The organism is Curtobacterium sp. PhB25 (assembly GCF_004365375.1).
In the GTDB taxonomy this organism is placed as follows: Bacteria; Actinomycetota; Actinomycetes; order Actinomycetales; family Microbacteriaceae; genus Curtobacterium.
The window spans coordinates 849068-870418 of record NZ_SODR01000001.1; the positions used below are offsets into that span (position 1 = coordinate 849068).

21 protein-coding genes are annotated in these 21351 nt (G+C 72.2%); 10 read left to right on the plus strand and 11 right to left on the minus strand.

The genetic code is table 11. The features are described from left to right. Positions 1–20 precede the first annotated feature (20 nt). Positions 21–920, minus strand: coding sequence for an NmrA family NAD(P)-binding protein (locus EDF51_RS03870; RefSeq protein ID WP_134193893.1), 900 nt, complete (start codon positions 918–920; stop codon positions 21–23). 98 nt (positions 921–1018) lie between these two features. Between EDF51_RS03870 and EDF51_RS03875 the strand changes: the two genes are divergently transcribed. Beyond that, positions 1019–1357 (plus strand): hypothetical protein, encoded by a 339-nt coding sequence (locus EDF51_RS03875; protein ID WP_134193895.1) that lies wholly within the window; start codon positions 1019–1021, stop codon positions 1355–1357. A 101-nt stretch (positions 1358–1458) separates the two neighbouring features. Here EDF51_RS03875 and EDF51_RS03880 read toward each other — a convergent pair whose 3' ends face one another. Together EDF51_RS03880 and EDF51_RS03885 are read right to left on the minus strand one after the other, a co-directional pair. Next, positions 1459–1764: an EthD family reductase gene (locus tag EDF51_RS03880; RefSeq protein WP_134193897.1), complete on the minus strand. Its 306-nt coding sequence runs from the start codon at positions 1762–1764 to the stop codon at positions 1459–1461. 84 nt (positions 1765–1848) lie between these two features. Then, positions 1849–2265, minus strand: coding sequence for an HIT domain-containing protein (locus EDF51_RS03885; protein WP_123937737.1), 417 nt, complete (start codon positions 2263–2265; stop codon positions 1849–1851). Positions 2266–2346: 81 nt separating this feature from the next. Here EDF51_RS03885 and EDF51_RS03890 point away from each other — a divergent pair, with 81 nt between their 5' ends. Both EDF51_RS03890 and EDF51_RS03895 read left to right on the plus strand, forming a co-directional pair. Continuing rightward, positions 2347–4011, plus strand: coding sequence for an ABC-F family ATP-binding cassette domain-containing protein (locus EDF51_RS03890; protein WP_133937095.1), 1665 nt, complete (start codon positions 2347–2349; stop codon positions 4009–4011). Positions 4012–4075: 64 nt separating this feature from the next. Next, on the plus strand, positions 4076–4990 hold the full coding sequence (locus tag EDF51_RS03895) for a L,D-transpeptidase (RefSeq protein ID WP_133937097.1): 915 nt from the start codon (positions 4076–4078) through the stop codon (positions 4988–4990). Here the strand turns inward: EDF51_RS03895 and EDF51_RS03900 are convergent. Both EDF51_RS03900 and EDF51_RS03905 read right to left on the minus strand, forming a co-directional pair. Next, positions 4987–5514 carry a gluconokinase gene (locus tag EDF51_RS03900; RefSeq protein WP_133937099.1) on the minus strand — a complete coding sequence of 176 codons (528 nt, stop codon included), beginning with the start codon at positions 5512–5514 and terminating at the stop codon, positions 4987–4989. The genes EDF51_RS03895 and EDF51_RS03900 overlap by 4 nt on opposite strands. Further along, complete coding sequence (locus EDF51_RS03905) at positions 5511–7061, minus strand: SLC13 family permease (RefSeq protein WP_208320946.1); 1551 nt, start codon at positions 7059–7061, stop codon at positions 5511–5513. The genes EDF51_RS03900 and EDF51_RS03905 overlap by 4 nt, the downstream gene beginning before the upstream one ends. Positions 7062–7267: 206 nt before the next feature. On the opposite strand from EDF51_RS03905, the gene EDF51_RS03910 reads away from it, so the two are divergent. After that, positions 7268–7966, plus strand: coding sequence for an FCD domain-containing protein (locus tag EDF51_RS03910; RefSeq protein ID WP_131846445.1), 699 nt, complete (start codon positions 7268–7270; stop codon positions 7964–7966). 352 nt (positions 7967–8318) lie between these two features. Here the strand turns inward: EDF51_RS03910 and EDF51_RS03915 are convergent, their stop codons facing one another. From EDF51_RS03915 to EDF51_RS03935, 5 genes are all read right to left on the minus strand, one after another. Next, complete coding sequence (locus EDF51_RS03915; protein WP_123294233.1) at positions 8319–8921, minus strand: GNAT family N-acetyltransferase; 603 nt, start codon at positions 8919–8921, stop codon at positions 8319–8321. A gap of 9 nt (positions 8922–8930) precedes the next feature. Continuing rightward, positions 8931–9614: a uracil-DNA glycosylase gene (locus tag EDF51_RS03920; RefSeq protein WP_133937101.1), complete on the minus strand. Its 684-nt coding sequence runs from the start codon at positions 9612–9614 to the stop codon at positions 8931–8933. Between the two features lie 5 nt (positions 9615–9619). After that, the gene (locus EDF51_RS03925) at positions 9620–10339 is read right to left on the minus strand and encodes a Type 1 glutamine amidotransferase-like domain-containing protein (protein ID WP_111086446.1); all 720 of its coding nucleotides are present in this window, start codon (positions 10337–10339) and stop codon (positions 9620–9622) included. Continuing rightward, a complete protein-coding gene (locus EDF51_RS03930; protein ID WP_173168683.1) occupies positions 10336–10869 on the minus strand; it encodes a phosphoribosyltransferase in 534 nt (177 codons plus the stop codon). Before EDF51_RS03930 ends, EDF51_RS03925 begins: the two co-directional genes overlap by 4 nt. A gap of 69 nt (positions 10870–10938) precedes the next feature. Continuing rightward, a complete protein-coding gene (locus EDF51_RS03935) occupies positions 10939–11712 on the minus strand; it encodes an SDR family oxidoreductase (protein ID WP_133937103.1) in 774 nt (257 codons plus the stop codon). Positions 11713–11855: 143 nt separating this feature from the next. Between EDF51_RS03935 and EDF51_RS03940 the strand changes: the two genes are divergently transcribed. The 6 genes from EDF51_RS03940 to EDF51_RS03970 all read left to right on the plus strand — a co-directional run bounded on the left by EDF51_RS03940 (position 11856) and on the right by EDF51_RS03970 (position 19509). Beyond that, a complete protein-coding gene (locus tag EDF51_RS03940) occupies positions 11856–12944 on the plus strand; it encodes an acyltransferase family protein (RefSeq protein ID WP_123937729.1) in 1089 nt (362 codons plus the stop codon). Between the two features lie 279 nt (positions 12945–13223). After that, a complete protein-coding gene (locus EDF51_RS03950) occupies positions 13224–14555 on the plus strand; it encodes a bifunctional o-acetylhomoserine/o-acetylserine sulfhydrylase (RefSeq protein WP_111086406.1) in 1332 nt (443 codons plus the stop codon). A 271-nt stretch (positions 14556–14826) separates the two neighbouring features. Then, complete coding sequence (locus tag EDF51_RS03955) at positions 14827–16029, plus strand: homoserine O-acetyltransferase (RefSeq protein WP_134193899.1); 1203 nt, start codon at positions 14827–14829, stop codon at positions 16027–16029. 241 nt (positions 16030–16270) lie between these two features. Continuing rightward, positions 16271–17428, plus strand: a complete 1158-nt coding sequence (locus EDF51_RS03960; protein ID WP_123294227.1) for an ATP-binding protein — start codon at positions 16271–16273, stop codon at positions 17426–17428. Continuing rightward, positions 17425–18750 (plus strand): hypothetical protein, encoded by a 1326-nt coding sequence (locus EDF51_RS03965; RefSeq protein WP_123339799.1) that lies wholly within the window; start codon positions 17425–17427, stop codon positions 18748–18750. The genes EDF51_RS03960 and EDF51_RS03965 overlap by 4 nt, the downstream gene beginning before the upstream one ends. A gap of 87 nt (positions 18751–18837) precedes the next feature. Beyond that, on the plus strand, positions 18838–19509 hold the full coding sequence (locus tag EDF51_RS03970; protein WP_111086410.1) for a response regulator transcription factor: 672 nt from the start codon (positions 18838–18840) through the stop codon (positions 19507–19509). Between the two features lie 324 nt (positions 19510–19833). Here EDF51_RS03970 and EDF51_RS03975 read toward each other — a convergent pair whose 3' ends face one another. Beyond that, complete coding sequence (locus tag EDF51_RS03975; RefSeq protein WP_123312344.1) at positions 19834–21099, minus strand: MFS transporter; 1266 nt, start codon at positions 21097–21099, stop codon at positions 19834–19836. Positions 21100–21351 lie beyond the last annotated feature (252 nt).

A 21351-nucleotide genomic window follows, 5' to 3' on the forward strand; every position in this document is an offset into this window, starting at 1 on the left:
CGGACCTCCCGGTCGGACAGTCAGACGCCCAGGTGGGCGGCGAGCACGTCCCGGACGCTCGTCCACCCGTGCGGACCGGAGCGGTCGTCGTCGACGTGGTGGAGCTCGGCCTCACCGCTGAACATGCTCACGAAGTACTGCATGCCCTGCCAGGCCGGGAACGGTTCGGTGTCGTCCTTCGACAGCCGACGGCCGATCCGTGCCATCGCCGACAGCGTGCCGGTCGTCCCCGCCCACTGCAACCGGAACGGGGTGCCGGTCAGCCGGGACATCGTGTCGGCGATCGACCGTGCCGTGACGCGGTCGCCGGCGACCTCGACCACGCGGGGTGCGTCCGCGTCGAGTGCGACGAGCGCCGTCACGCGCGCGACGTCGTCCTTCGTGGTGAAGTCGAGGACCTGGTCGGCCGACGACCAGTAGAGCACCCGCTGGCGGTCGAACAGGATCAGCGGCGCCTGACCGGTGAGCATGTCCGTGAACGCCCCGTTCAGCACCGAGGTCGCACGGATCGGTGCGGCGTCGAGGGCGGCGGCGAACTCGCGGCGGAGCTCGAAGTTCCGGTTCGAGCCGGGCGTGATCGAACGGTAGTCGGCGGCGTAGTCCGAGGGGATGAACCGCGGGACGCCGGCCTGGACCGCGGCGTCGAGCAGGGCGCGCTGGGCGTCCACGATCACGGCGCGGGTGCCGCTGACCGTGGAGACGACGACGTCGACCCCGTCGAGCGCCGTGACCAGCGCCGGTGCGTCCGTGTAGTCCGCGGTGACGACGTCGATGCGGTCGTCGTCGGCGAACTGCCGCTGGGCGCCGGTGCTGGACGGGCGGGTGAGGACGCGGACGCGGGTGTCGTGCTGCAGGAGCTCGCGGACGATGCGTCCGCCGAGGTCTCCGGTGGCGCCGGCGACGAGGACGGTGGTGGTCATGGCCGCCACGCTACGGGTGCGCGGGTGCGGCGGGCACAGGTGCGCTGGCGGCGGCGCCGGTGCGCTGGCGCCGGGTTCTGTGGCCCTATCCTGCGGAGGTGGACACGACTCTCCCCTCCGGCACGACGAAGCGCCGGATCGAGCTCCGGCTCGCTCGCCCCCTGCTCACCTGGTTCGCCCGCCCGACCGTCACGATCGACGGGGTCGGACACCCGGCGCAGTGGGGCACCGGCACGTGGACCGTGGCCGACGACGGCCGGACCGTGATCGGGGTGTACCTGTTCAACCGGGCATGGCGCTTCGGTGCGGCGACGGTGACGGTCGGCGATGCCGAGGTGCTCGAGTACCGCGCGGGTGTGCTGCCCGTCGGCGCGGGGCGGTTGGCGCCCCTGCCGGTGCCGGGCCTGCCGGGCCTGCCGGGCCGAGATTCGCGCTGAGCGACACTCCACGCGGCGCGGGCCCCGAGGAGTGTCGCTGAGCCCGAAACCCGGGCCCGGCGCCCGGCCAGGCCCGGCACCAGGCCCGGCCCGGCCCGGTGCTACTCGTGCTCGATGTCGGAGAACAGGCCGGTGAACGTGGCACCCGTGCCGCCGAGCTGCTGGAAGAACGCCCCGGCCTCGGCGGTCGCCACCGCGTCGGAGGCATCCCCGTACGAGGCGAAGTACAGGTCGAGGGTGCGGTGCGCCGGTGTGGGCGTGCCGTCCTCCTTCGGCCAGACCTTCGCCGCCTCGAGCCGCTGCAGGCCGGGCAGCTTCGCGGCGAGTGCCTCGAGCTCCACGTAGGACTGCTCGAACGCCGACGGGTCGGTCGGGTTGTCGATGATCAGGGTGATCTTCGTGGTCATGGTGTGCTCCTGCGGGTGTCGGTGTGACGGGTGACGGTGCAGCGCCCACTCCACTCCGTTCCGCGCACCGCTGCCCGGGATCGGCTACTCGAACATCTCGGCGAGGAGTGCGTGCGGGTCACCGTCGACGACGTGTGCCGAGGGCGGCTCCGGCCAGTGCGTCGTGCCGTCGTCCGGCCAGCACGGCACGACGTGGAAGTGCAGGTGCCGCACGCTCTGCCCGGCATCGGCGCCGGAGGCCTGCAGCACGACGGTGCCGGTGGCGCCGAGTGCGCCCCGCATCGCCCGTGCGACACGCTGCGCGAGCGCGACGGTGGCGGCCAGTGCCACCGGGGCGGCACCGAGCAGGTCGTCGGCGTGCTCGACCGGTGCGACGAGGGTGTGCCCGGGTGCGAGCGCGGACCCGGGCAGCGGCGCGAACGCGACGGCGTGGTCCTCGCGCTCGACCCACACGGCCGGTTCGTCGCCGGCGATGATCGCGCAGAAGACGCAGGATGCCATCCGTCCAGTGTGCTGCACCCGGAGCACCGGGCGCTCCGAGGGCGGTGCCGTGCGCGCGCCGCCGCGTGGGACGATTGGCGCATGACCGCCACGCTCGTCGCCAAGGGCCTGTCCGGCGGGTACGCCGCTCGCACGCTGTTCGACTCCCTCGACCTCACGGTGGCACCGGGCGACGTGATCGGCGTCGTCGGCGTGAACGGTGCCGGCAAGTCCACCCTGCTCCGACTGCTGGCGGGTGTCGACGAGCCCCTAGCGGGCACGGTGTCGCTCGCACCGACCGACGCGTTCGTCGGCTGGCTCCCCCAGGAGCACGAGCGGATCGCGGGCGAGACCGTCGCCGCGTACATCGCCCGACGGACCGGCTCGGCCGAGGCGACCGAGGCCATGGACGCCGCGGCTGCCGCGCTCGGCGACCCGGACGCCGGCGACGCTGCCGCGGACCGCTACTCGACGGCGCTCGACCGCTGGCTCGCCGCGGGCGCCGCTGATCTGGAAGACAGGATCCCCGCCGTCCTGGCCGACCTCGGCCTCGAGACCGGAACCGATGACGACGGCGTCGGGCCGGACTCGCTCATGACCGCGCTGTCCGGTGGGCAGGCCGCTCGGGTCGGGCTGGCGGCGCTGCTGCTGTCGCGGTTCGACATCGTCCTGCTCGACGAGCCCACCAACGACCTCGACCTCGACGGGCTGGACCGGCTCGAGGGGTTCGTCCGGGGCCTGCGCGGCGGGGTCGTGCTCGTCAGCCACGACCGGGAGTTCCTGGCACGGTCGGTGACCAGCGTGCTCGAGCTCGACCTGGCGCAGTCGTCCAACCGGCTGTTCGGCGGCGGCTACGACTCGTTCCTCGAGGAGCGCGAGATCGCCCGGCAGCACAAGCGCGACGCGTACGAGGACTACGCCTCCACCAAGGCCGACCTGGTCTCCCGCGCCCGCACACAGCGCGAGTGGTCGAGCCAGGGCGTGCGCAACGCCATGAAGAAGGCCCCGGACAACGACAAGATCCGGCGCAAGGCCGCCTCGGAGTCGAGCGAGAAGCAGGCGCAGAAGGTCCGCCAGATGGAGTCCCGCATCGCGCGGCTCGACGAGGTCGAGGAGCCCCGCAAGGAGTGGCAGCTCGAGTTCACGATCGGCAGCGCGCCCCGGTCCTCGGCCGTCGTGGCCACCCTGTCCGACGCCACCTTCACGCAGGGCGACTTCACGCTCGGCCCGGTGTCGTTGCAGGTCGACGGCGGCGACCGCATCGGCATCACCGGACCGAACGGCGCCGGCAAGTCCACGTTGCTCCGGGCACTGCTCGGCAAGCAGGCGCCGACGACCGGCACCGCCTCGCTCGGGTCGAGCGTCGCCGTCGGCGAGGTCGACCAGGCCCGTGCGGCCTTCACCGGCGACCAGTCGCTCGCCGCGGCGTTCGAGGCGATCGTGCCCGAGTCCACCACCGCCGACGTCCGGACGCTGCTCGCGAAGTTCGGGCTGAAGGCCGACCACGTCGGACGGCCCGCGTCGGCGCTCTCCCCCGGCGAACGGACCCGCGCCGGACTCGCGCTGCTGCAGGCCCGCGGGGTGAACGTGCTCGTGCTCGACGAACCGACGAACCACCTCGACCTGGTGGCCATCGAGCAGCTCGAACAGGCACTGGAGTCGTACGACGGCACCCTGCTGCTCGTCACGCACGACCGGCGCATGCTGGAGACCGTCCGCCTCGACCGGCAGTGGCACGTCGACGCCGGCCGGGTCACCGAACGCTGACGACACCAGGAGCACACACCCAGACGACGAGCGCACGCTGGACCAGGAGCACAGGGGGATGCCGATGCGACGCAGGGGCTGGATCGCCGTGGTCGGGGCTGCTGCTGCGCTCGCCGTCGCGGCCGCCGTCGTCGTCGGGGTGACCGCCGACCGGCCGGACGCCGACCCGACCCACGTCGCACGGGCCACACCGACCGCGACGCCGACGCCGACCCCCACCCCGACGCTCGCGGCCGTCCCCCGAGCACCGTCGGCCGCCGCCCTCGCCGCCCTGCCGTTGGCGTTCCACGACGGCGTCGTCCCCGAACTGCTCGACGGCGGGGACGTCCGCCCCGCGGACACCTGGCAGATAGCCACCCCACGGCACGACCTCGTGGCCCTGTACGCCAGCCCGTCCAGCCGCGCCCGCCCGGTGGCCACCCTGTCGCACCGGGTGTCGACGATCGACCTGCCCGCCGCCACCGCCGTCTGGGGCCGGTCGCCCGGCGTCGACGGCGGCATGCTCCTCGTCTCGACCCCGGCCCGGAACCGCACCCCGGGCGACGGCGGTGACCCGGACGCGCCGAGCGCCACGTTCGCCTGGGCACGGGCCGCCGACTTCACGGTCGCCGACACCGACCGGATGATCCGCGTCGATGTCGCCCGGAGCACGGTCTCCGTCGTCACCCGGAGCGGCCAGGTCACCGCGACCGAGGCGGCCCGGCTCGGCACCCCCGAGGACCCCACACCGTCCGACACCGCCACCTACGTCGAAGCGGCGTACGTGGACACCCGCGTGACCTACACGCAGGGCAACCCGATCATCCTGACCGGCGCGCACTCGTCGCGGATCCCGTCGTACGGCGGCAACGCGGCACTGACGGCGCTGCACTACTACCCCGACCCGACCGGCAGTTCGCACGGGTGCGTGCGGATCTCGGCGGAGATGACCCGCACCCTCGCCGCCCTGCCCGTCGGCACCCCGATCCGGTTCAGCTAGCGGCCGCCGCCGAGCCCGAGCCGCTCGACGACCTCGGCGCTCTCCTCCTCCGGAGTGCGGTTGGCCGCGATCGTCAGGTGCGCCTCGTCGTCCTGCGGCGGCTCGAGCGTCGCGAGCTGGGACTGCAGCAGCGACATCGGCATGAAGTGGCCCGACCGCTGCGACATGCGCTGCTCGATCAACGCGCCGTCACCGGCCACGTGCACGAACACCACGCCGGGCGCCCGCAGCACGTCGCGGTACGACCGCTTCAGCGCCGAGCAGGTCACGACACCGTGGGTGCCGGCGTCGAGGTGCCCGCGGATCCAGCCGGCGACGACGTCGAGCCACGGCCAGCGGTCCTCGTCCGTCAGTGGCGTACCGGCGTGCATCTTGTCGACGTTGGCCTGCGGGTGCATGGCGTCGCCCTCGGCGAAGTCCCACCCGAGCTGCTCGGCGACCATCGCGGCGACGGTCGACTTGCCGGAACCGGAGACCCCCATGACGACCAGGACACTCGCATCCAGAGCGGAGTCGCCGCTCATCGGATGAAGACCCCGGCCAGCAGCACCCCGAGCAGACCGAGCACCGAGATGAGGCACTCGAGCACCGTCCACGTCTTGAAGGTCTGTCCCACGGTGGTGTTGAGGTAGCCCTTGACGAGCCAGAACCCGGCGTCGTTGACGTGCGACAGGAACACCGAGCCCGCACCGATCGCCAGCACGAGCAGCGAGGTCATCGGCGTGGACAGGTCGGCGGCGATCGGGGCCATGATGCCCGCCGCGGTCACGGTGGCGACCGTGGCCGACCCGGTGGCGACGCGCACCAGGGCCGACACGACCCAGGCGACGAGGAGCACCGAGACGCCGGAGTCCTTCACGGCGTCGGCGATCACCCCGCCGATGCCCGTGTCGATGAGCACCTGCTTGAACCCACCGCCGGCACCGACGATGAGCAGCACCCCGGCGACCGGGGGCAGCGCGCTCTCGAGCGACTTCGCCACGGCGGACCGGTCCATGCCGCCGCCGATCGCGAAGAAGACCATCGCGTAGATCGCCGCGATGCCGATCGCGATCATCGGCGACCCGAGGAAGTCGAGCAGGCTCACCCACGAGCCAGCGGCGTCGGGCATCGTGGCCTCGCGGACGGCCTGGGCGAGCATGAGGACGACGGGCAGCAGGATGCCGATGAGCGCGACGGTGAACGACGGGCTGCGGGGCTCGCTGATGACGCGCGTGAAGTCGCTCTTGCCGTTGGGAAGGGACGCGGTGTCCTGCGTGGCGGGGCCGCGCCGGGCCTCCCGTCCGCCCGAGGCGGGGTCCTGCGGACCGGACGCCGAGCCGGAGTCCGACCCACGCGACCCGAACATGTCGGGCGCGGGGATGTCGACCCAGCGGGCCGCGAACTGGGCGAACACCGGACCGGCCAGGATGATGACCGGGATCGCCAGCACGATGCCGAAGGCGAGCGTGGTGCCGAGGTTCGCGCCGACCGTCGAGATCGCGACGAGCGGGCCGGGGTGCGGCGGAACGAACGCGTGCATCGTCGACAGGCCGACCAGGGCGGGCACGGCGATCTTCATGATCGGCACGGAGCTGCGCTTCGCGACGAGCACGATGATCGGGATGAGGAGCACGAGGCCGACCTCGAAGAACATCGGCAGGCCGATCAGCGCACCGATCAGGGCCATCGTCCACGGCAGCGCGGCCTTCGACGACCTGCGCACCAGGGTGTCGACCACGCGGTCGGCGGCGCCGGAGTCGACGAGCATCTTGCCGAACATCGACCCGAGCCCGACCAGGATGCCGACGCTCGTCATCGTCGCACCGAAGCCGTTGCCGAAGCTCACGACGGCCTTGTCCGGTGCGAGCCCCGCACCGATGCCGACGCCCAGGGCACCGATCACGAGCGCGATGAACGGGTGCACCTTGAGCCAGGTGATGAGCGCGATGATCACGACGATGCCGACGAGGGCCGCGATGATCAGCTGCGGGATCGGCCCGGACGGGTCGACGGTCTCGGTGCCGCCGCCCTCGGCCGCGAGGACCGTGCCCACGGGGTGGGCGAGCAGGTGGACTGGAGCGTGAGGCATCGGTGCCCCTTCCTGGAGCCGCTGCCGCGCGGCTCCGTCGCCTTCGTGTCGAGGGGCAGCTGGCGCTGCGCGAGCCGACCCTCAATAATCTGATTAATCAGACTATACGACGATCCGCCGCGCGCCATCCGCCCTCGGACGCAGTCTGCCGTTTCGATGGGACCGACGTCACGCCGATCGCGCGACCCGTACTGCACGGAGGAACGATGCCCCCAGCCCGCGGACTCCACGCCCACGTGCTCGACACCCTCGGGCAGCGCATCGTCGACGGTGCGCTCGACCCCGGCACGGTGGTCCGCCCCGAGCTCGTGGCGGACGAGTTCGGCGTGTCCCGGTCGGTCGTGCGCGAGGCGCTCCGCGTCCTGCAGTCGCTCGGACTCGTCGAACCCCGGCAGCGCGTCGGCACGCAGGTGCTCGGCATCGGGTCGTGGGAACTGCTCGCCCCGACGGTCATCCGGTGGCGTGGCGCCTCGCCCGCCTACTTCGTGCAGCAGCGGGAACTCCTCGAACTGCGGCTCGGCGTCGAACCCGTCGCAGCGTCGCTCACCGCCGGCGGCTCCGGGGCGTCCGCCGTCCTCGACGCCGCGCAGGACATGCTCGCCGCCTGCGCGCGCGAGGACAGCCGCGCGTACCTCGAGGCCGACGTCCGCTTCCACCGCGCCCTGCTCACCGGCTCCGGCAACGCCGTCTTCGCGCACTTCGCCGGCACCGTCGAGGCGCTGCTGCGCACCCGCACGTCGGAGTCGCGCGACACCATCACGCGCTGGACGCGCGAGGCAGCACTCCGCCACGAGGCCGTCGGGCACGCGCTCGTCGCGGGTGACGGGGCCGCCGCGGCGGCCGCGACGACGGCGCTCGTCGGCGTCACGCGCGACGAGTTCATCGCGGAGGCCCCGCGGCCCTGACGGGGTGTGCGGGGTGCGGGGCGGGCGCGGGGCGGCACGCCGTGCGCTGACCGTCGAGGTTCCACAACGCGCCGTGCGCTGGTCGTCGAGGTTCCACAACGCGCGCGATCGCACGCCGAGATGCGCAGATCTCGGAACCTCGGCGCGGCCCGAGACGCGACCAGACGACGGACGGGAGGCCCGTGGCAACGCGCCCACGGGCCTCCCGTCCGACAGCCGCCCGGGTTCCACAACGCGCCGTGCGCTGGTCGTCGAGGTTCCACAACGCGCGCGATCGCACGCCGAGATGCGCAGATCTCGGAACCTCGGCGCTGCCTGAGACCGCACCGAACGACGACGGACGACGGACCGGCTACTTGCGCGCGAAGAGGCGGGGACCGCGCAACCGCAGGCGCATCGTCACCGTGCCGAGCCACCGGTCGTACTTGTAGCCGACCTTGCCCATCCGGCCGACCTCCTCGAAGCCGAGCCGCTCGTGCAGGCGGATCGAGGCCTCGGCCTGCCGGTCGGCGATCACGGCGACGACCTCGCGGACCCCGGCGGACCGGCACTCGTCGAGCAGGGCTTCCATGAGCGCACGGCCCAGCCCCTTGCCACCCGAGGCCGCTCCGAGGTAGATCGAGTCCTCGACCACCCGGTTCGACCGGTCGCGCGGGTTCCAGGCGTCCACGAGCGCGTAGCCGAGGATCTGCCCGGCGGGGTTCTCGGCCACCAGGAAGGGCAGCTTGCGCTTCCGGATGTCGTCGTAGCGCTGCTTCCACCGGGCGAAGGTGAACGCCGACGGGTCGAAGGTCACCGACGAGTTGCGGACGTAGTGCGTGTGGATCTCACGGACGTCGGGCAGGTCGCTCGCCTCGGCGGCACGGATCCGGTACTCGAACGCGGTCTCGCTCGCCGGCCGGGCACGCAGGTGTCGCGGCAGGACCCGCCGTCGCTGGTATTCCTCCTCGAGCACGTGCCGAGCCTACTGAGCGGGCAGCGACCAGTCGACCGGTGCCGCGCCCTGTTCCTGCAGCAGCGCGTTGACCTGCGAGAACGGCCGGCTGCCGAAGAAGCCCCGCGACGCACTCAACGGGCTCGGGTGCGCCGACGCCACCACCGGGGTGTCGCCGAGCAGCGGCCGGACGGACGCGGCCTGCGCGCCCCACAGCACGGCGACGAGCGGGGTCCCCCGGGCGACGAGTGCGCGGACCGCCTGGTCGGTGACGGCTTCCCAGCCCTTGCCGCGGTGACTGCCGGCGTCGCCCGCACGGACCGTGAGCACACGGTTGAGCAGCAGCACGCCCTGGTCCGACCACGCACGCAGGTCACCGTGCGCCGGCGGGGCCACGCCGACGTCGGCGCTGAGCTCCTTGTAGATGTTCGCCAGGCTGCGCGGCACCGGACGAACTGCCGGGTCGACGGCGAACGACAGCCCGATCGGGTTGCCCGGCGTCGGGTAGGGGTCCTGCCCCACCACGAGCACCTTCACGGCGTCGAACGGCGTGGTGAAGGCCCGGAGCACGTCGGCGCCGGCCGGCAGGTAGGTGCGGCCGGCCGCTGTCTCGTCACGGAGCCAGGCACCCATGCGGTGCACGTCGGCCTCCACCGGAGCGAGCGCCGACGCCCAGCCCGGGTCGACCAGGTCGGCGAGCGGTCGTGGTTCCACGACGGCTACGCGCCCATCGTGGCGACGGCCACCGACTCCTCGCCGGCCATGACCCGCCAGACGCTGCCGGTGCCCCGGACCTCGAGCGCGCCCTCGCCGACGACGAGGGCGGTGTCCTCGTCGATCGCCAGGCCGGCGGTGACGAACTCCGCCTCGGCGCTCGCGATCAAGCGGGCGAGGGTGCCGGCCTGCACCGCGTGGACGTCGATGGTCAGGTCGACCAGGCCGAGCCCTTCGCGGAGTTCGACCTCGTCGAGTCCTTCAGAGGCTGCCTCGGGGCAGATCTCGACGCCGCCGATGCGCCAGCCGCCCACGAGCGCGCGGTCGGCGGCGATCATCGCACCGGCCGAGTAGCCCAGGTAGGGCAGGCCGTCGGCGACGAGCAGCCGAAGCTGGTCGACGAGTGGGGCGATCGCGCCCAGGTAGTCGGGGGTGACGCCGCCACCGACGACGAGCGCGTCGACGTCGCTCAGGACGGTCGTGTCGAACACCTGGCCGGCCGCGACCTCGGTGACGACGACCTCGGCCGCGCGGGCACCACCGAGCACCTCGGCGATGTCGGCGGTCGACGACGGACTGCCGCCGTCCGGGCCGGCGACGGAGAGCAGGGCGATGCGCGGGACCGTCCGGCCGACGGCGGCCGAGCGTGCGGTGGCCTCGGCGAGGAAGGGCGCTGCGGCGTCCGAGGCGGCGAAGAGTCCGCCGCCGACGAGGTGGATGCTCACGACTCGGCCGTCACCGGTGCGAGGGCGCTCCACGGGAACGTGATCCAGCCGTCGACCCGGCGCCACACGTGGTCGGGCTCGAGGACGGTGCCGGGCTTCGAGTACAGGCAGGCGCTGCGGACGTCGGCACCGGCGTTCCGGATGATGTCGACCACCAGGCGCAGGGTCCGACCGGAGTCCGACACGTCGTCGACGACGAGCACGCGCTTGCCGGCGAGGCTCGGGGCGTCGAGCGCGGGTGCGAGCACGACGGGCTCGTCCAGGCGCTGCTCGACGTCGGTGTAGAACTCGACGTTGATCGAGCCGCACTCCTTGGTGCCGAGCGCGTAGGCCACGGCACCGGCGATGATCAGCCCGCCGCGGGCGACGGCGACGACGACCTCGGGCTCGAAGCCGGAGGACAGCACGTCCTTCGCGAGCAGGCGTGCGGCGTCACCGAACTCCAGCCATCCGAGCACCTCGGGCCCGCTCGTCACGGTCACGGTCGACTGAGCCGGGGCCGTGGGCTCGGGTTCGCTGCTGATCGGCATCCGTCCACGGTACCGGCAGGGACCCCGCGCCCGCGACCCGTGGCCACCGCCCGGGCGCTGCGCAGGCGATCAGCGCGGCGTGAGCGTGCCGCGCGCGAGCTTGTGCTGCGCCGACTGCGCGACCGGTCGGATCGTGACGAGGTCGAGGTTCACGTGCGGCGGCAGTTCCACCGCGTGCACGATCGCCTCGGCGACGTCGTCGGCCACGAGCGGGTCCGGCACGTCGTCGTAGACCGCAGCGGCCTTCTGCTCGTCGCCGCGGAAGCGGGTGAGCGCGAACTCGTCGGTCTTCACCAGGCCGGGGGCGATCTCGACGACGCGGATCGGTTCGCCGTTCAGCTCGAGCCGGAGCGCGCCGACCAGGGCGTGCTCGGCGAACTTCGCGGCGTTGTAGCCGCCGCCGTTCTCGTACGCCACGAACCCGGCCGTGCTCGTCACCGTGACGATGTCCGCTCCCCCGCTGTCGCGTGCACGGTCCCGCAGGTGCGGCAGCAACGCGGCGACGACGCGCTTCGTACCGATCACGTTCACCTCGAACATGGCCCGCCAGTCGTCGACGTCGGACTCCTCGACGCTGGCCGAGCCGAACGCGCCACCGGCGTTGTTGACGAGGACGTCGGCGCCGCCGAGCTCGGCGACGCGGGCGGCGAGCTCCTCGACGTCGGCGGCGCTCGTGATGTCCGCCACCAGGACCTCGGCCCCGGTCTCCGCGGCGAGCGCCTCGAGCTTCGACGCCCGGCGGGCGACGGCGAGCACGTCCCAGCCCCGCGAACGGAACAGCCGGACGGTGGCCGCCCCGATGCCCGAGCTCGCTCCGGTGACGACTGCGCGCCGTGCTGCCATGTGATCTGCCTCCTGCGTCGGTGTCGGGGCAACGGATCGCCCCGGTGTCGGGACGACTGCTCGCCCCGGTGTCGGGACGACTGCTCGCCCCGGTCCCCACCGTACCGACCCTCCCAGGTCACGATCCGGTAACGTGACCGACGATGACGACGGATGCCGCCCCTCCCGCACCCTCGGCCCCGGCGACGCAGCTCGAACCCGGCCGGGCACCGCGCCGTATCCCGATGTGGGACACCGCGCGGTTCGTCGCGGTGACCCTCGTGGTGATCGGCCACGCGATCCAGCGCCAGACGACGGCGAGCGAGCACGCCCTGGCGCTCTACACGTTCATCTACGCGTTCCACATGCCCGCGTTCGGTGTGATCAGCGGCTACTTCTCGTCGGCCGACACCCCGACGGCGAAGCGCATGCGCCGGACGATCACCGACATCGTCGTGCCGTACATCATCATGCAGACGATCTGGACCGTGGTGCAGGGCATCGTCGAGGGCGGCAAGGACTTCAACCCGACGCAGCCGACCTGGACCCTGTGGTTCCTGCTGGCCCTCGGCATCTTCAAGCTGATCCTGCCGTACCTGGCGCAGCTGCGGTGGCCGTTGTTCTGGGCCGTCGTGTTCAGCATCGGCGTCGGCTACTTCGACAACGTCGACTCCACGCTCTCGTTGTCCCGTGCGATCAGCCTGCTGCCGTTCTTCCTGCTCGGGTGGCAGGTCAAGCAGTGGGGGCTCTTCGACCGCTGGTACGAGGCCTCGCGCCGCACCGTGGTCCGGGTGCGCGTCGCCGCCGGCGCCGTGTTCGCCGCGTGGGCCGTGTCGTGCGCGGTGTGGATCCCGCAGTTCAAGGAGTTCGACCTGCACCACTGGTTCTTCTACGACGACTCGTACTCGGGTCTCGGCGAGGACGCGTGGTGGGCCGGCGCCGTCCGCTTCGGCCTGATGCTGCTCGCGACACTGCTGACCGCGTCGTTCCTGGTGCTCATCCCCCGCCGGAACATCTGGCTCACGCAGTTCGGTGCGGCGACGATGTACGTGTACCTGCTGCACACGTTCGTGCTCTACCCGATTCGCGAGTCCGGCGTGCTCGCCGGTCCGCACTCCGCGTGGCCGTTCGTGCTCCTGATGGTCGCGATCGCCTGCGCGGTGAGCCTCTTCCTCGCGCAGCCCTTCGTGCGGCGCGGGATGCGCTGGCTGCTCGAACCGAACGTCGGCTGGCTGTTCCGTCGCGACAATTGACATTTCCGCGCAAGCAGTCGTCTTCGCTGCGCTCAGTCGGCAGCGCGCGACGTCGCGGCAGGCCGCGACCGATCCCCGTGGTCGCCGCCGTCAGACGAGCGCGCAGGCTCGACCGGGAGGCCCGTGGTGCGTCGGGCGTGCGCGTTACGTCCCGAGGCGGGTGCGCTGGTACCAGCGCGACCACCTGCGTACCGTGACACCCGACGCACAGTCGCGCCGCGCCTCCAGGCCGAGCGCAAGGCGACCCGACGACCAGCCGCACCGGACAGGAGCACCAAGATGACCGAGCACGACGCCGCGCAGTGGCGGTTCGAGACCACGCAGGTCCACGCCGGCGCACAGCCGGACCCGACCACGGGCGCCCGCGCCACCCCGATCTACAAGACGACCTCGTACGTCTTCGCGAACTCGGACGAGGCCCGCGACCTGTTCGCCCTCGCCAAGCCGGGCAACATCTACTCCCGCATCATGAACCCGACGAACGACGTCGTGGAGCAGCGCATCGCGGCACTCGAGGGCGGCAGCGGCGCACTCCTCGTGGCGTCCGGCCAGGCGGCGGAGACGTACGCCGTACTGAACATCGCGGGTGCTGGCGACCACATCGTGTCGTCGTCGTCGATCTACGGCGGCACGTACAACCTGTTCAAGTACACGCTGGCGAAGCTCGGCATCGAGACCACGTTCGTCGAGGACCAGGACGACCTCGAGGAGTGGCGCCGCGCCGTCCGCCCGAACACGAAGCTCTTCTTCGCCGAGACCATCGGCAACCCGCGGATCAACGTCCTCGACATCACCGGCGTCAGCGACGTCGCGCACGAGTCCGGCGTCCCGCTGATCGTCGACAACACGATCGCGACGCCGTACCTGATCCGTCCGTTCGAGCACGGGGCCGACATCGTCGTGCACTCGGCGACGAAGTTCCTCGGCGGCCACGGCACGGTCATCGGCGGCATCATCGTCGACGGCGGGAAGTTCGCCTGGTCCCAGCACCCGGACAAGTTCCCGGAGTTCAACACGCCCGACCCGTCGTACCACGGCGCGGTCTTCGCCGAGGCAGTCGGCAACGAGCTCGCCTACATCGTGAAGGCCCGCGTGCAGCTGCTCCGCGACCTCGGCGCGTCGAACTCGGCGGACACCGCGTTCGCACTCCTGCAGGGCATCGAGACGCTGTCGCTCCGCATCGAGCGCCACGTGTCGAACGCCCAGGAGATCGCCGAGTGGCTCGACCAGCACCCGGACGTCGCGACCGTCGCCTACGCCGGCCTGCCGACGTCGCCGTGGTACGCCGCGGCGAACCGGTACGCGCCGAAGGGCGTCGGCGCCGTGCTGTCGTTCGAACTCAAGGGCGGGGTGCCCGCGGGCAAGGCGTTCGTCGACAACCTGCAGCTGTTCTCGCACCTGGCGAACATCGGCGACGTGCGCTCGCTGGTGATCCACCCGGCGTCGACCACGCACTCGCAGCTCACGCCCGAGCAGCAGCTCACGACCGGGGTGACGCCGGGCCTGGTGCGCCTGTCCGTCGGCATCGAGAACATCGAGGACCTGAAGGCCGACCTCGAGGCCGGGCTCGCCGCGGCCCGTGCGGTCTCGCAGGAAGGGCAGCGCGCCTAGCGTTCCTCCCGCCCGGGCACCGAGGCACGGCGCGCTCGATGCCTGTGCATGTTGCGACGTCCCACGAGTCGATCGACTCGTGGGACGTCGCTCGTTGCGCACGCATACGGTGCGTGTGCATGGTGCGACGATCCACGAGTCGAACAACGCGCACGATGTCGGAACATGCGCACGCACGCAAACGGCGAGCGCGGCCCGGGACCCGGCCACGGGGTGGGCGTGACGTAACACGGCGGCGGCGACCCGCGCCTCCCGGCAGACTGGACGCACCATGGACTGGCAGACGACCCCCGAGGACTCCGTGCCGTCCACCCTGGTGCCCGGCGCCGAACTCGGCACCATCGGCAAGCCGCCGGTCACCGGCGCCTGGCGCCCCGGGGACCACCCGGGTGCCCGCCACTTCGCGTCCCTCGGCGAGCAGTGGGTGCGCGGCGGGCGGCTCCCGGCCGTGCGGGTGGCGTACGAGTCGTGGGGCACGCTCAACGCGGCGCGCGACAACGCCGTCCTGCTGTTCCACGCGCTGACCGGTGACTCGCACGTCTCGGGCGCACCCGGTCCGGGGCACCGCACCGCCGGCTGGTGGGGCGACGTCGTCGGACCCGGCCTGGCGATCGACACCGACCGCTGGTTCGTGATCGCGCCCAACATGCTCGGCGGCTGCCAGGGCACGACCGGGCCGTCGTCGGTGGCACCCACCGGGGTCGAGTGGGGCTCGCGGTTCCCGTTCGTCACCGTGCGCGACCAGGTCGAGGTGCAGCGCCAACTCGCCGACCGGATCGGCATCGACGTGTTCGCGGCCGTCGTCGGCGGGTCGATGGGCGGGATGCACGCCCTCGAGTTCGCGGTGTCGCACCCCGCACGCGTCCAGCGGCTGGCGGTGCTGGCATCGACGGCGCAGACCACGGCGGACCAGATCGCGGCGAACTCCCTGCAGCGCTCGGCGATCCAGATGGACCCGGCGTTCGCGGGCGGCGACTACTACGAGGCCGACGCCGGCGAAGGCCCGCACCGCGGGTTGGCGCTCGCGCGGCGGATGGCGTTGATGACCTACCGGGCGTCCGACGAGCTGAACGGCCGGTTCGCCCGGTCGTGGCAGAGCGACGTGTCCCCGCTCGGCGACGACGGGCGGTTCTCGGTCGAGAGCTACCTCGACTTCCACGGCAACAAGTTCACCCGGCGCTTCGACGCGTCGTCGTACGTCACGCTCACGCATGCGATGGACTCCCACGACGTCGGGGCCGGGCGGGGCGGTGTCGCTGCCGCGCTCGAACTCGTGACGGCCCGCACGCTCGTCGTGGGGATCTCGAGCGACCGACTGTTCCCGATCGAGGACCAGCACCGGATCGCCGCGGGGGTGCCGGACACGCTCGACGGTGACACGGCCGCGGTGATCGAGAGCGAGTTCGGGCACGACGGGTTCCTCATCGAGCACGAGCAGGTCGGCGCGCACCTGCGGCGGTTGCTCGACGGCTGAGCGCGACACGGCGCGCCGGGGCGGCGGCACGCACCGGGGCGGCGGCGGTACGCACCGGGGCGGCGGCGGCACGCACGCCACCCGCGGCGGCACGCACCGGGGCAGCGGCACGCGCGGCACGGCGCGCCGAACACCCCCCAACGGGTGTCGCCCGTGGTTGGATGGCTGCGAGCCCGGACTGAACGAGGCTCGGTTTCCCCGCACGACCCGTCACACCAGCTCGTCACCAACCAGGACATCGATGGAATTCATCGCACAGGAACGCGACCGCTTGCTGCGGGCGACGACCCGTGTCGTGGGCATCGTCTGCGCGCTCATCAGCGTCGTCGGCGTGGTCTCCGCCGCCGCGGTCTCCGCCCTGCCGCTCGTGGGCGCCCTGCTGTGCATCGCCGCGATGGTCGCCGCGTTCGTGTTCTTCGGGCGCAGTGGCACCGTGTGGTGGACCGCCGCGATCCTCGTCACGGGCCTCGCCTCGCTCGCGCTGCTGTTCTCCGGCGTGGACGAGTCGGTCCGCCCGCTCGTCGCCAGCGCCGTCATGCCGCTCGCGGGCGGCTCGCTGTCCGCCCCGCTGATGGCGCAGCGCGGCCAGCCGTTCGGCCTCGGACTCACGATCGGCACCGGCGCGATCGTCGTCGTCGTGATGGTGTGGGCCACCGGCGGGCTCCTGTCGACGCCCGTCAGCGGCGCCCTGCTCGGCTGGGTGCTCATCGCGGTCGTGGCCGTGTGGATCTCGCGCAGCATCCCCCGCGTCGCCCGACGGATCTACAGCATCGGCACCGCGCACCGCGCTGAACGCCAGGCCAGCGAGACCGAGGCGCAGCGGCGGCAGGGTGCTCGGCTGCTGCACGACACGGTCCTCGCGACGCTCACGCTCCTCGCCCACTCCGGCGTCGGGGTCTCCGAGCAGGCCATGCGCGAGCAGGCCGCCGAGGACGCCAGACTCCTGCGCCACCTGCGACTCGGCGCGACCCCGCAGCCGTCGCAGTCGGGCGACTACTCGCTCACCCGCGAAGAGGAGTCGCCGCTCGGCCAGACCCTCGAGTCGGTGAAGCAGCGCTTCGGGCGGATGGGCCTCGAGGTCAGCTGGCACGGCACCGGCCAGGTGCTGCTGCCGTCGCACGTGCTCGACGCCTTCCTGCTGGCGCTGGGCGAGTGCCTCGAGAACGTCCGCCGGCACGCCGGTGTCGGCGAGGCGCACGTCACGATCGTCCACGACAACGACATGGTGCGGGCCATGGTCACGGACTCCGGCGTCGGGTTCGACCTGACCACCGTCAGCGCCGAACGACTCGGCTTCAAGGAGAGCGTCGTGAGCCGCCTGCGCGAGGTCGGCGGCGACGCGAAGCTGTTCTCCGCGCCGGGCTCCGGCACCACCGTCGTCCTGGAGGCACCGCGATGACCCGGGTCCCCGAGGACACCATCAGCCGAGGCCTGCCCGGCGAGTCGACCGGCCAGCAGCCGCCCCGCACCCGCCGCGAGGCGCGCGAGCGCTACCGCACCAGCGAGCGTCGGCAGGCCCGCGGGCTCCCCTCGACCTCGACCGGCGCACGGTCGCTCCGCCAGGCCGCCAAGCCCGGTGCCTCGCTCGGAGCCGGGTACCTCGGCCTCGGCGCCGCGGTGCTCACCGCGATCGAGGCCGTCTCCGGCATCGTGTACTTCCTGGTCCGCTGGTCCGACTTCTCCGACCCGTGGTTGCCCGCAGCCGCCTGGATGCTCTACATCGTCGCCGCGGTCGGTGTCGGCCTGAGCGTGCTGACTTACGGCGAGCGGTTGACCGGGCTGGCCTTCGTGCTGATCTGCGTCGTGCTCGCCTGCGTCGTGACCCTCGACTTCATCGGCATCTGGCCCGAGCACGACATCGCGCACACGGCGTCGGCGTCGATCGCCGCCGGGTTCGCCCTGTTGCCGATCGCGACGCTCCGACCCGCCCGCGAGGTCGCCGCGGCCATCGCGGTCCTCGGTCTGGCCTTCGTCGGCATGAGCGTCGCGTCGACCCCGATCACCAACGACACGCTGCCGGGCATCGTGTCCCTGCTGGCCCTGGTCGTCGTGCCGCCGTCGATCGCCCTGTACGTCGTGCAGCGGTTCCGGCAGCTCGTGCAGCGGGAACTCGACCGGGTGCTCGTGCAGAGCAACGTGCAGGCGCCGCAGTTCGCCGTCGGCATGCTCGCCTCGGACGAGCTCGCCCGACTCGACCTGGCCGCCGAGAAGCTGCTCGACGCCGTCGCGAACGGCACCGATCCCCTGCCGCTGTCGGACGCCTCGAGCTCCGTCGCGGCCTCACTCGCGACCGAGCTCCGCCTGCACCTCATCGAGGGCCGACGCGAGACCTGGCTCTACCACGCGATCACGGAGTCCGACCACCTCGGGCGTTCGGTGAGCGTCGCCGATCCGGGCGCCCTCGCCGGACACCTCTCGCCCGCCCAGCGCGACGGACTGCTGCAGGCTCTGTGGCAGATGGTCGGCGACGGCCGCACCGCCACCCCAGGCCTGCCGGTCGTCTCGGTCACGCTCGGCCCGGTCGGGTCCGACGGCCACCCCGTCACCGACGAGCGGATGGACGTGCCGGTCGTGATCGAGTCCCGCGGCGTCCAGCGCCGACGCCTCGGCCCCACCGCCTGGAGTGCCCTGCAGCGCATCGGTCCGTACACCGAGACCGTCCGCGACGGCGCGCTCCACATCGTCGCCCACTGCGTCGTGGACCGACATCCGTCGATGTAGCTGCCGGACACCCGGACAGCCTGCCCGTGCCACGTGCCCCTCCCTCCTAGGATCGGGCACGAACTGCCCCCGAGAAAGGACGCCCGCATGGCGACTCCAGAGGAACCCATCCGACTCGCACTGGTCGACGACCACAGGATGCTCCTCGGCGCGCTCACGGAGTGGATCCGGAGCGCCGCCGACGACATCACGTTGGTGGCCGCGGTCACGACCTGGCCCGAGCTCCTGACGAGCCCGGCGTTCCCGGTGGACGTGGTGCTGCTCGACCTGGACCTCAAGGACTCCATCCCGGTGTCGCTGAAGATCTCGACGCTCAAGACCGCCGGTGTGAAGACCGTCGTGATGAGCACCTACTCGGAGCCGAACGTCGTGCGCGAGGCCCTGGCGGCCGGCGCACTCGGCTACCTGGTGAAGAGCGAGGACGCCGACATGATCGTCGAGGCGATCCGCTCCGCCCAGCGCGGCGAGCAGTACGTCTCCGCCGAGCTCGACCTGGCCATCAACAGCGGCGACGTCGGTGGCGTCCCGAAGCTCAGCGCCCAGGAGCGCCGCGTGATGGCCCTGTACGGCGGTGGCGAGCCCGTGAAGAGCGTCGCGTACCAGCTCGGCATCTCCGAGGAGACCGCGAAGAGTTACCTCAAGCGCATCCGCGAGAAGTACCGCGTCGCGGGCTTCGACGTGGGCACGAAGGTGGCGCTCCGGAAGCGGGCGATCACCGACGGCATCATCGTGCAGGACGGCGGCCCGCTGGGCCTGTAGCGCGGCGCGCGCGCACTCGCTTCGTGAGCACAAATGGTCGGGTCCCATCACGGGACCCGACCATTTCTGCTCACCATGGGCGGTCTGCCGCACACCACGTCGGACGGGAGGCCCGTGGCGGCGTCGCCACGGGCCTCCCGTCCGGTGCGTGGGCACGCCCACTGCGCGCGGTCAGTGGATGGGGACCGGCCTGCGGTCTGTCCCGCCACAGCGACACGGTGCCGCCGATGCCGGCGGTCCGTTCCACGAAAGCGACAGTCTGCCGCGAACAGTTCGCGGCAGACTGTCGCTTTCGCGAACCGCGCTGGCGGCGCCTGCGCGCGATCAGTGGATGGGGACCGGCGCGGTGATCGGGCCGGTGCTCGGCGACGGGGAGCGCAGCGCGGCACGGCGCGTGGTGCGACGCTCGACCGAGTAGCTGAACATCGTGACGAGGACACCGAGCAGCGCGAGGACGATGCCGAGCCAGCCCGGTGCGACGAACCCGAAGCCGGCAGCGATGACCGCACCGCCGAGTGCTGCGCCGAGCGAGTTGCCGATGTTGAACGCCGAGTGGTTGAGCGCCGCGGCGATCGTCCGGGCGTCGCCGGCGACGTCCATCAGGCGGGACTGCACCGCCGGCGGGATCGCCGACGAGGTCGCACCGAGCAGGAAGGCGCCGAGCAGCATGCCCCAGAGCCACTGCGCGGTCAGCACCGTGAGCAGCAGCGCGCCGATGAGCGAGAACATGCCGAAGTAGATCGTGCGCTTCACGCTGTGGTCGGCGAGGTGTCCGCCGAGCACACCACCGACGACCATGCCGATGCCCACGACCACCAGGACGATCGGCACGAACGACTCCGGCATGCCGGTGACGTGCTGCACGAGCGGGGAGATGTACGAGTAGACGGCGAAGAACCCACCGAACCCGACGGCGCCGAGGCCCATCACGATCCAGACCTGCGGCACGCGGAAGGCGCGGAGCTCCCGGCCGATCGTCGCGTGCTCGTCACGGGCGCTCTTCGGCACGAAGGCCGCGACGGCGAGGAACGTGAGCGCGAACAATGCGGCGACGACGCCGTAGGCGATCCGCCAGCCGGCGAGCTGGCCGACCCAGGTGATCGCGGGGACACCGACGACGTTCGCGACCGACAGTCCGAGCAGCACCATCGCGATGCCCTTGCCGCGCTTGCCCGGGCCCATCATGTCGCCCGCGACGATCGAGGCGATGCCGAAGTAGGCGCCGTGCGGCAGGCCGGCGACGAAGCGGGCGACGAGCACCAGTCCGAACGACGGCAGGAGCGCGCTCGCGATCGTCGCGAGGACGAACCCGACGAGCAGCACGAGGATCAGGCCCTTGCGCGGGAACTTCGCCGACATCGCCGCGATGGTGGGAGCACCGACGACGACCCCGAGGGCGTAGGCGCTGACGAGCCAGCCCGCGTGCGCGATGCCGGCATCCGGGTCGAGGCCGTACTGCTGCGGCAGCAGCGCCTGCGCGATGTTCGGCAGCAGGCCCATCGCGACGAACTCGGTCGACCCGATGGCGAAGCCGCCGAGGGCGAGCGAGATGAGCGCGGCGGTGCGACGCGCAGGCGTGAGCTGTGACATGGGGCCTGTTCTCGGACGACGTCCTGCACGGGCGGCGTCGGATCGGGGTGTCGGCTGGACGGTGTCGCCTGGGCGACGGTGGTGACGGAGGCGTCCCGCGGTCGTCGCGGTCCACGTGCCGATCGGCAGCGCGGCCACGCCCGAACGGGGTGCCGGTCCGGGTTCAGCAGCGAACGGGACGGTCCGGGTGGCGACGACCATCCGGTCCGAGCAGTGTAGACCGCTCCAACGGCCGAACGGAAGTCGCCGTGC

What these genes read in the sequence shown, in the direction of transcription:
- EDF51_RS03870 (WP_134193893.1), bottom strand. Translation starts at nt 920, where the DNA reads ATGACCACCACCGTCCTCGTCGCCGGCGCCACCGGAGACCTCGGCGGA.
- EDF51_RS03880 (WP_134193897.1), bottom strand. Translation starts at nt 1,764, where the DNA reads ATGACCACGAAGATCACCCTGATCATCGACAACCCGACCGACCCGTCG.
- EDF51_RS03885 (WP_123937737.1), bottom strand. Translation starts at nt 2,265, where the DNA reads ATGGCATCCTGCGTCTTCTGCGCGATCATCGCCGGCGACGAACCGGCC.
- EDF51_RS03890 (WP_133937095.1), top strand. Translation starts at nt 2,347, where the DNA reads ATGACCGCCACGCTCGTCGCCAAGGGCCTGTCCGGCGGGTACGCCGCT.
- EDF51_RS03895 (WP_133937097.1), top strand. Translation starts at nt 4,076, where the DNA reads ATGCGACGCAGGGGCTGGATCGCCGTGGTCGGGGCTGCTGCTGCGCTC.
- EDF51_RS03900 (WP_133937099.1), bottom strand. Translation starts at nt 5,514, where the DNA reads ATGAGCGGCGACTCCGCTCTGGATGCGAGTGTCCTGGTCGTCATGGGG.
- EDF51_RS03905 (WP_208320946.1), bottom strand. Translation starts at nt 7,061, where the DNA reads ATGCCTCACGCTCCAGTCCACCTGCTCGCCCACCCCGTGGGCACGGTC.
- EDF51_RS03910 (WP_131846445.1), top strand. Translation starts at nt 7,268, where the DNA reads ATGCCCCCAGCCCGCGGACTCCACGCCCACGTGCTCGACACCCTCGGG.
- EDF51_RS03930 (WP_173168683.1), bottom strand. Translation starts at nt 10,869, where the DNA reads ATGCCGATCAGCAGCGAACCCGAGCCCACGGCCCCGGCTCAGTCGACC.
- EDF51_RS03935 (WP_133937103.1), bottom strand. Translation starts at nt 11,712, where the DNA reads ATGGCAGCACGGCGCGCAGTCGTCACCGGAGCGAGCTCGGGCATCGGG.
- EDF51_RS03940 (WP_123937729.1), top strand. Translation starts at nt 11,856, where the DNA reads ATGACGACGGATGCCGCCCCTCCCGCACCCTCGGCCCCGGCGACGCAG.
- EDF51_RS03950 (WP_111086406.1), top strand. Translation starts at nt 13,224, where the DNA reads ATGACCGAGCACGACGCCGCGCAGTGGCGGTTCGAGACCACGCAGGTC.
- EDF51_RS03955 (WP_134193899.1), top strand. Translation starts at nt 14,827, where the DNA reads ATGGACTGGCAGACGACCCCCGAGGACTCCGTGCCGTCCACCCTGGTG.
- EDF51_RS03960 (WP_123294227.1), top strand. Translation starts at nt 16,271, where the DNA reads ATGGAATTCATCGCACAGGAACGCGACCGCTTGCTGCGGGCGACGACC.
- EDF51_RS03965 (WP_123339799.1), top strand. Translation starts at nt 17,425, where the DNA reads ATGACCCGGGTCCCCGAGGACACCATCAGCCGAGGCCTGCCCGGCGAG.
- EDF51_RS03970 (WP_111086410.1), top strand. Translation starts at nt 18,838, where the DNA reads ATGGCGACTCCAGAGGAACCCATCCGACTCGCACTGGTCGACGACCAC.
- EDF51_RS03975 (WP_123312344.1), bottom strand. Translation starts at nt 21,099, where the DNA reads ATGTCACAGCTCACGCCTGCGCGTCGCACCGCCGCGCTCATCTCGCTC.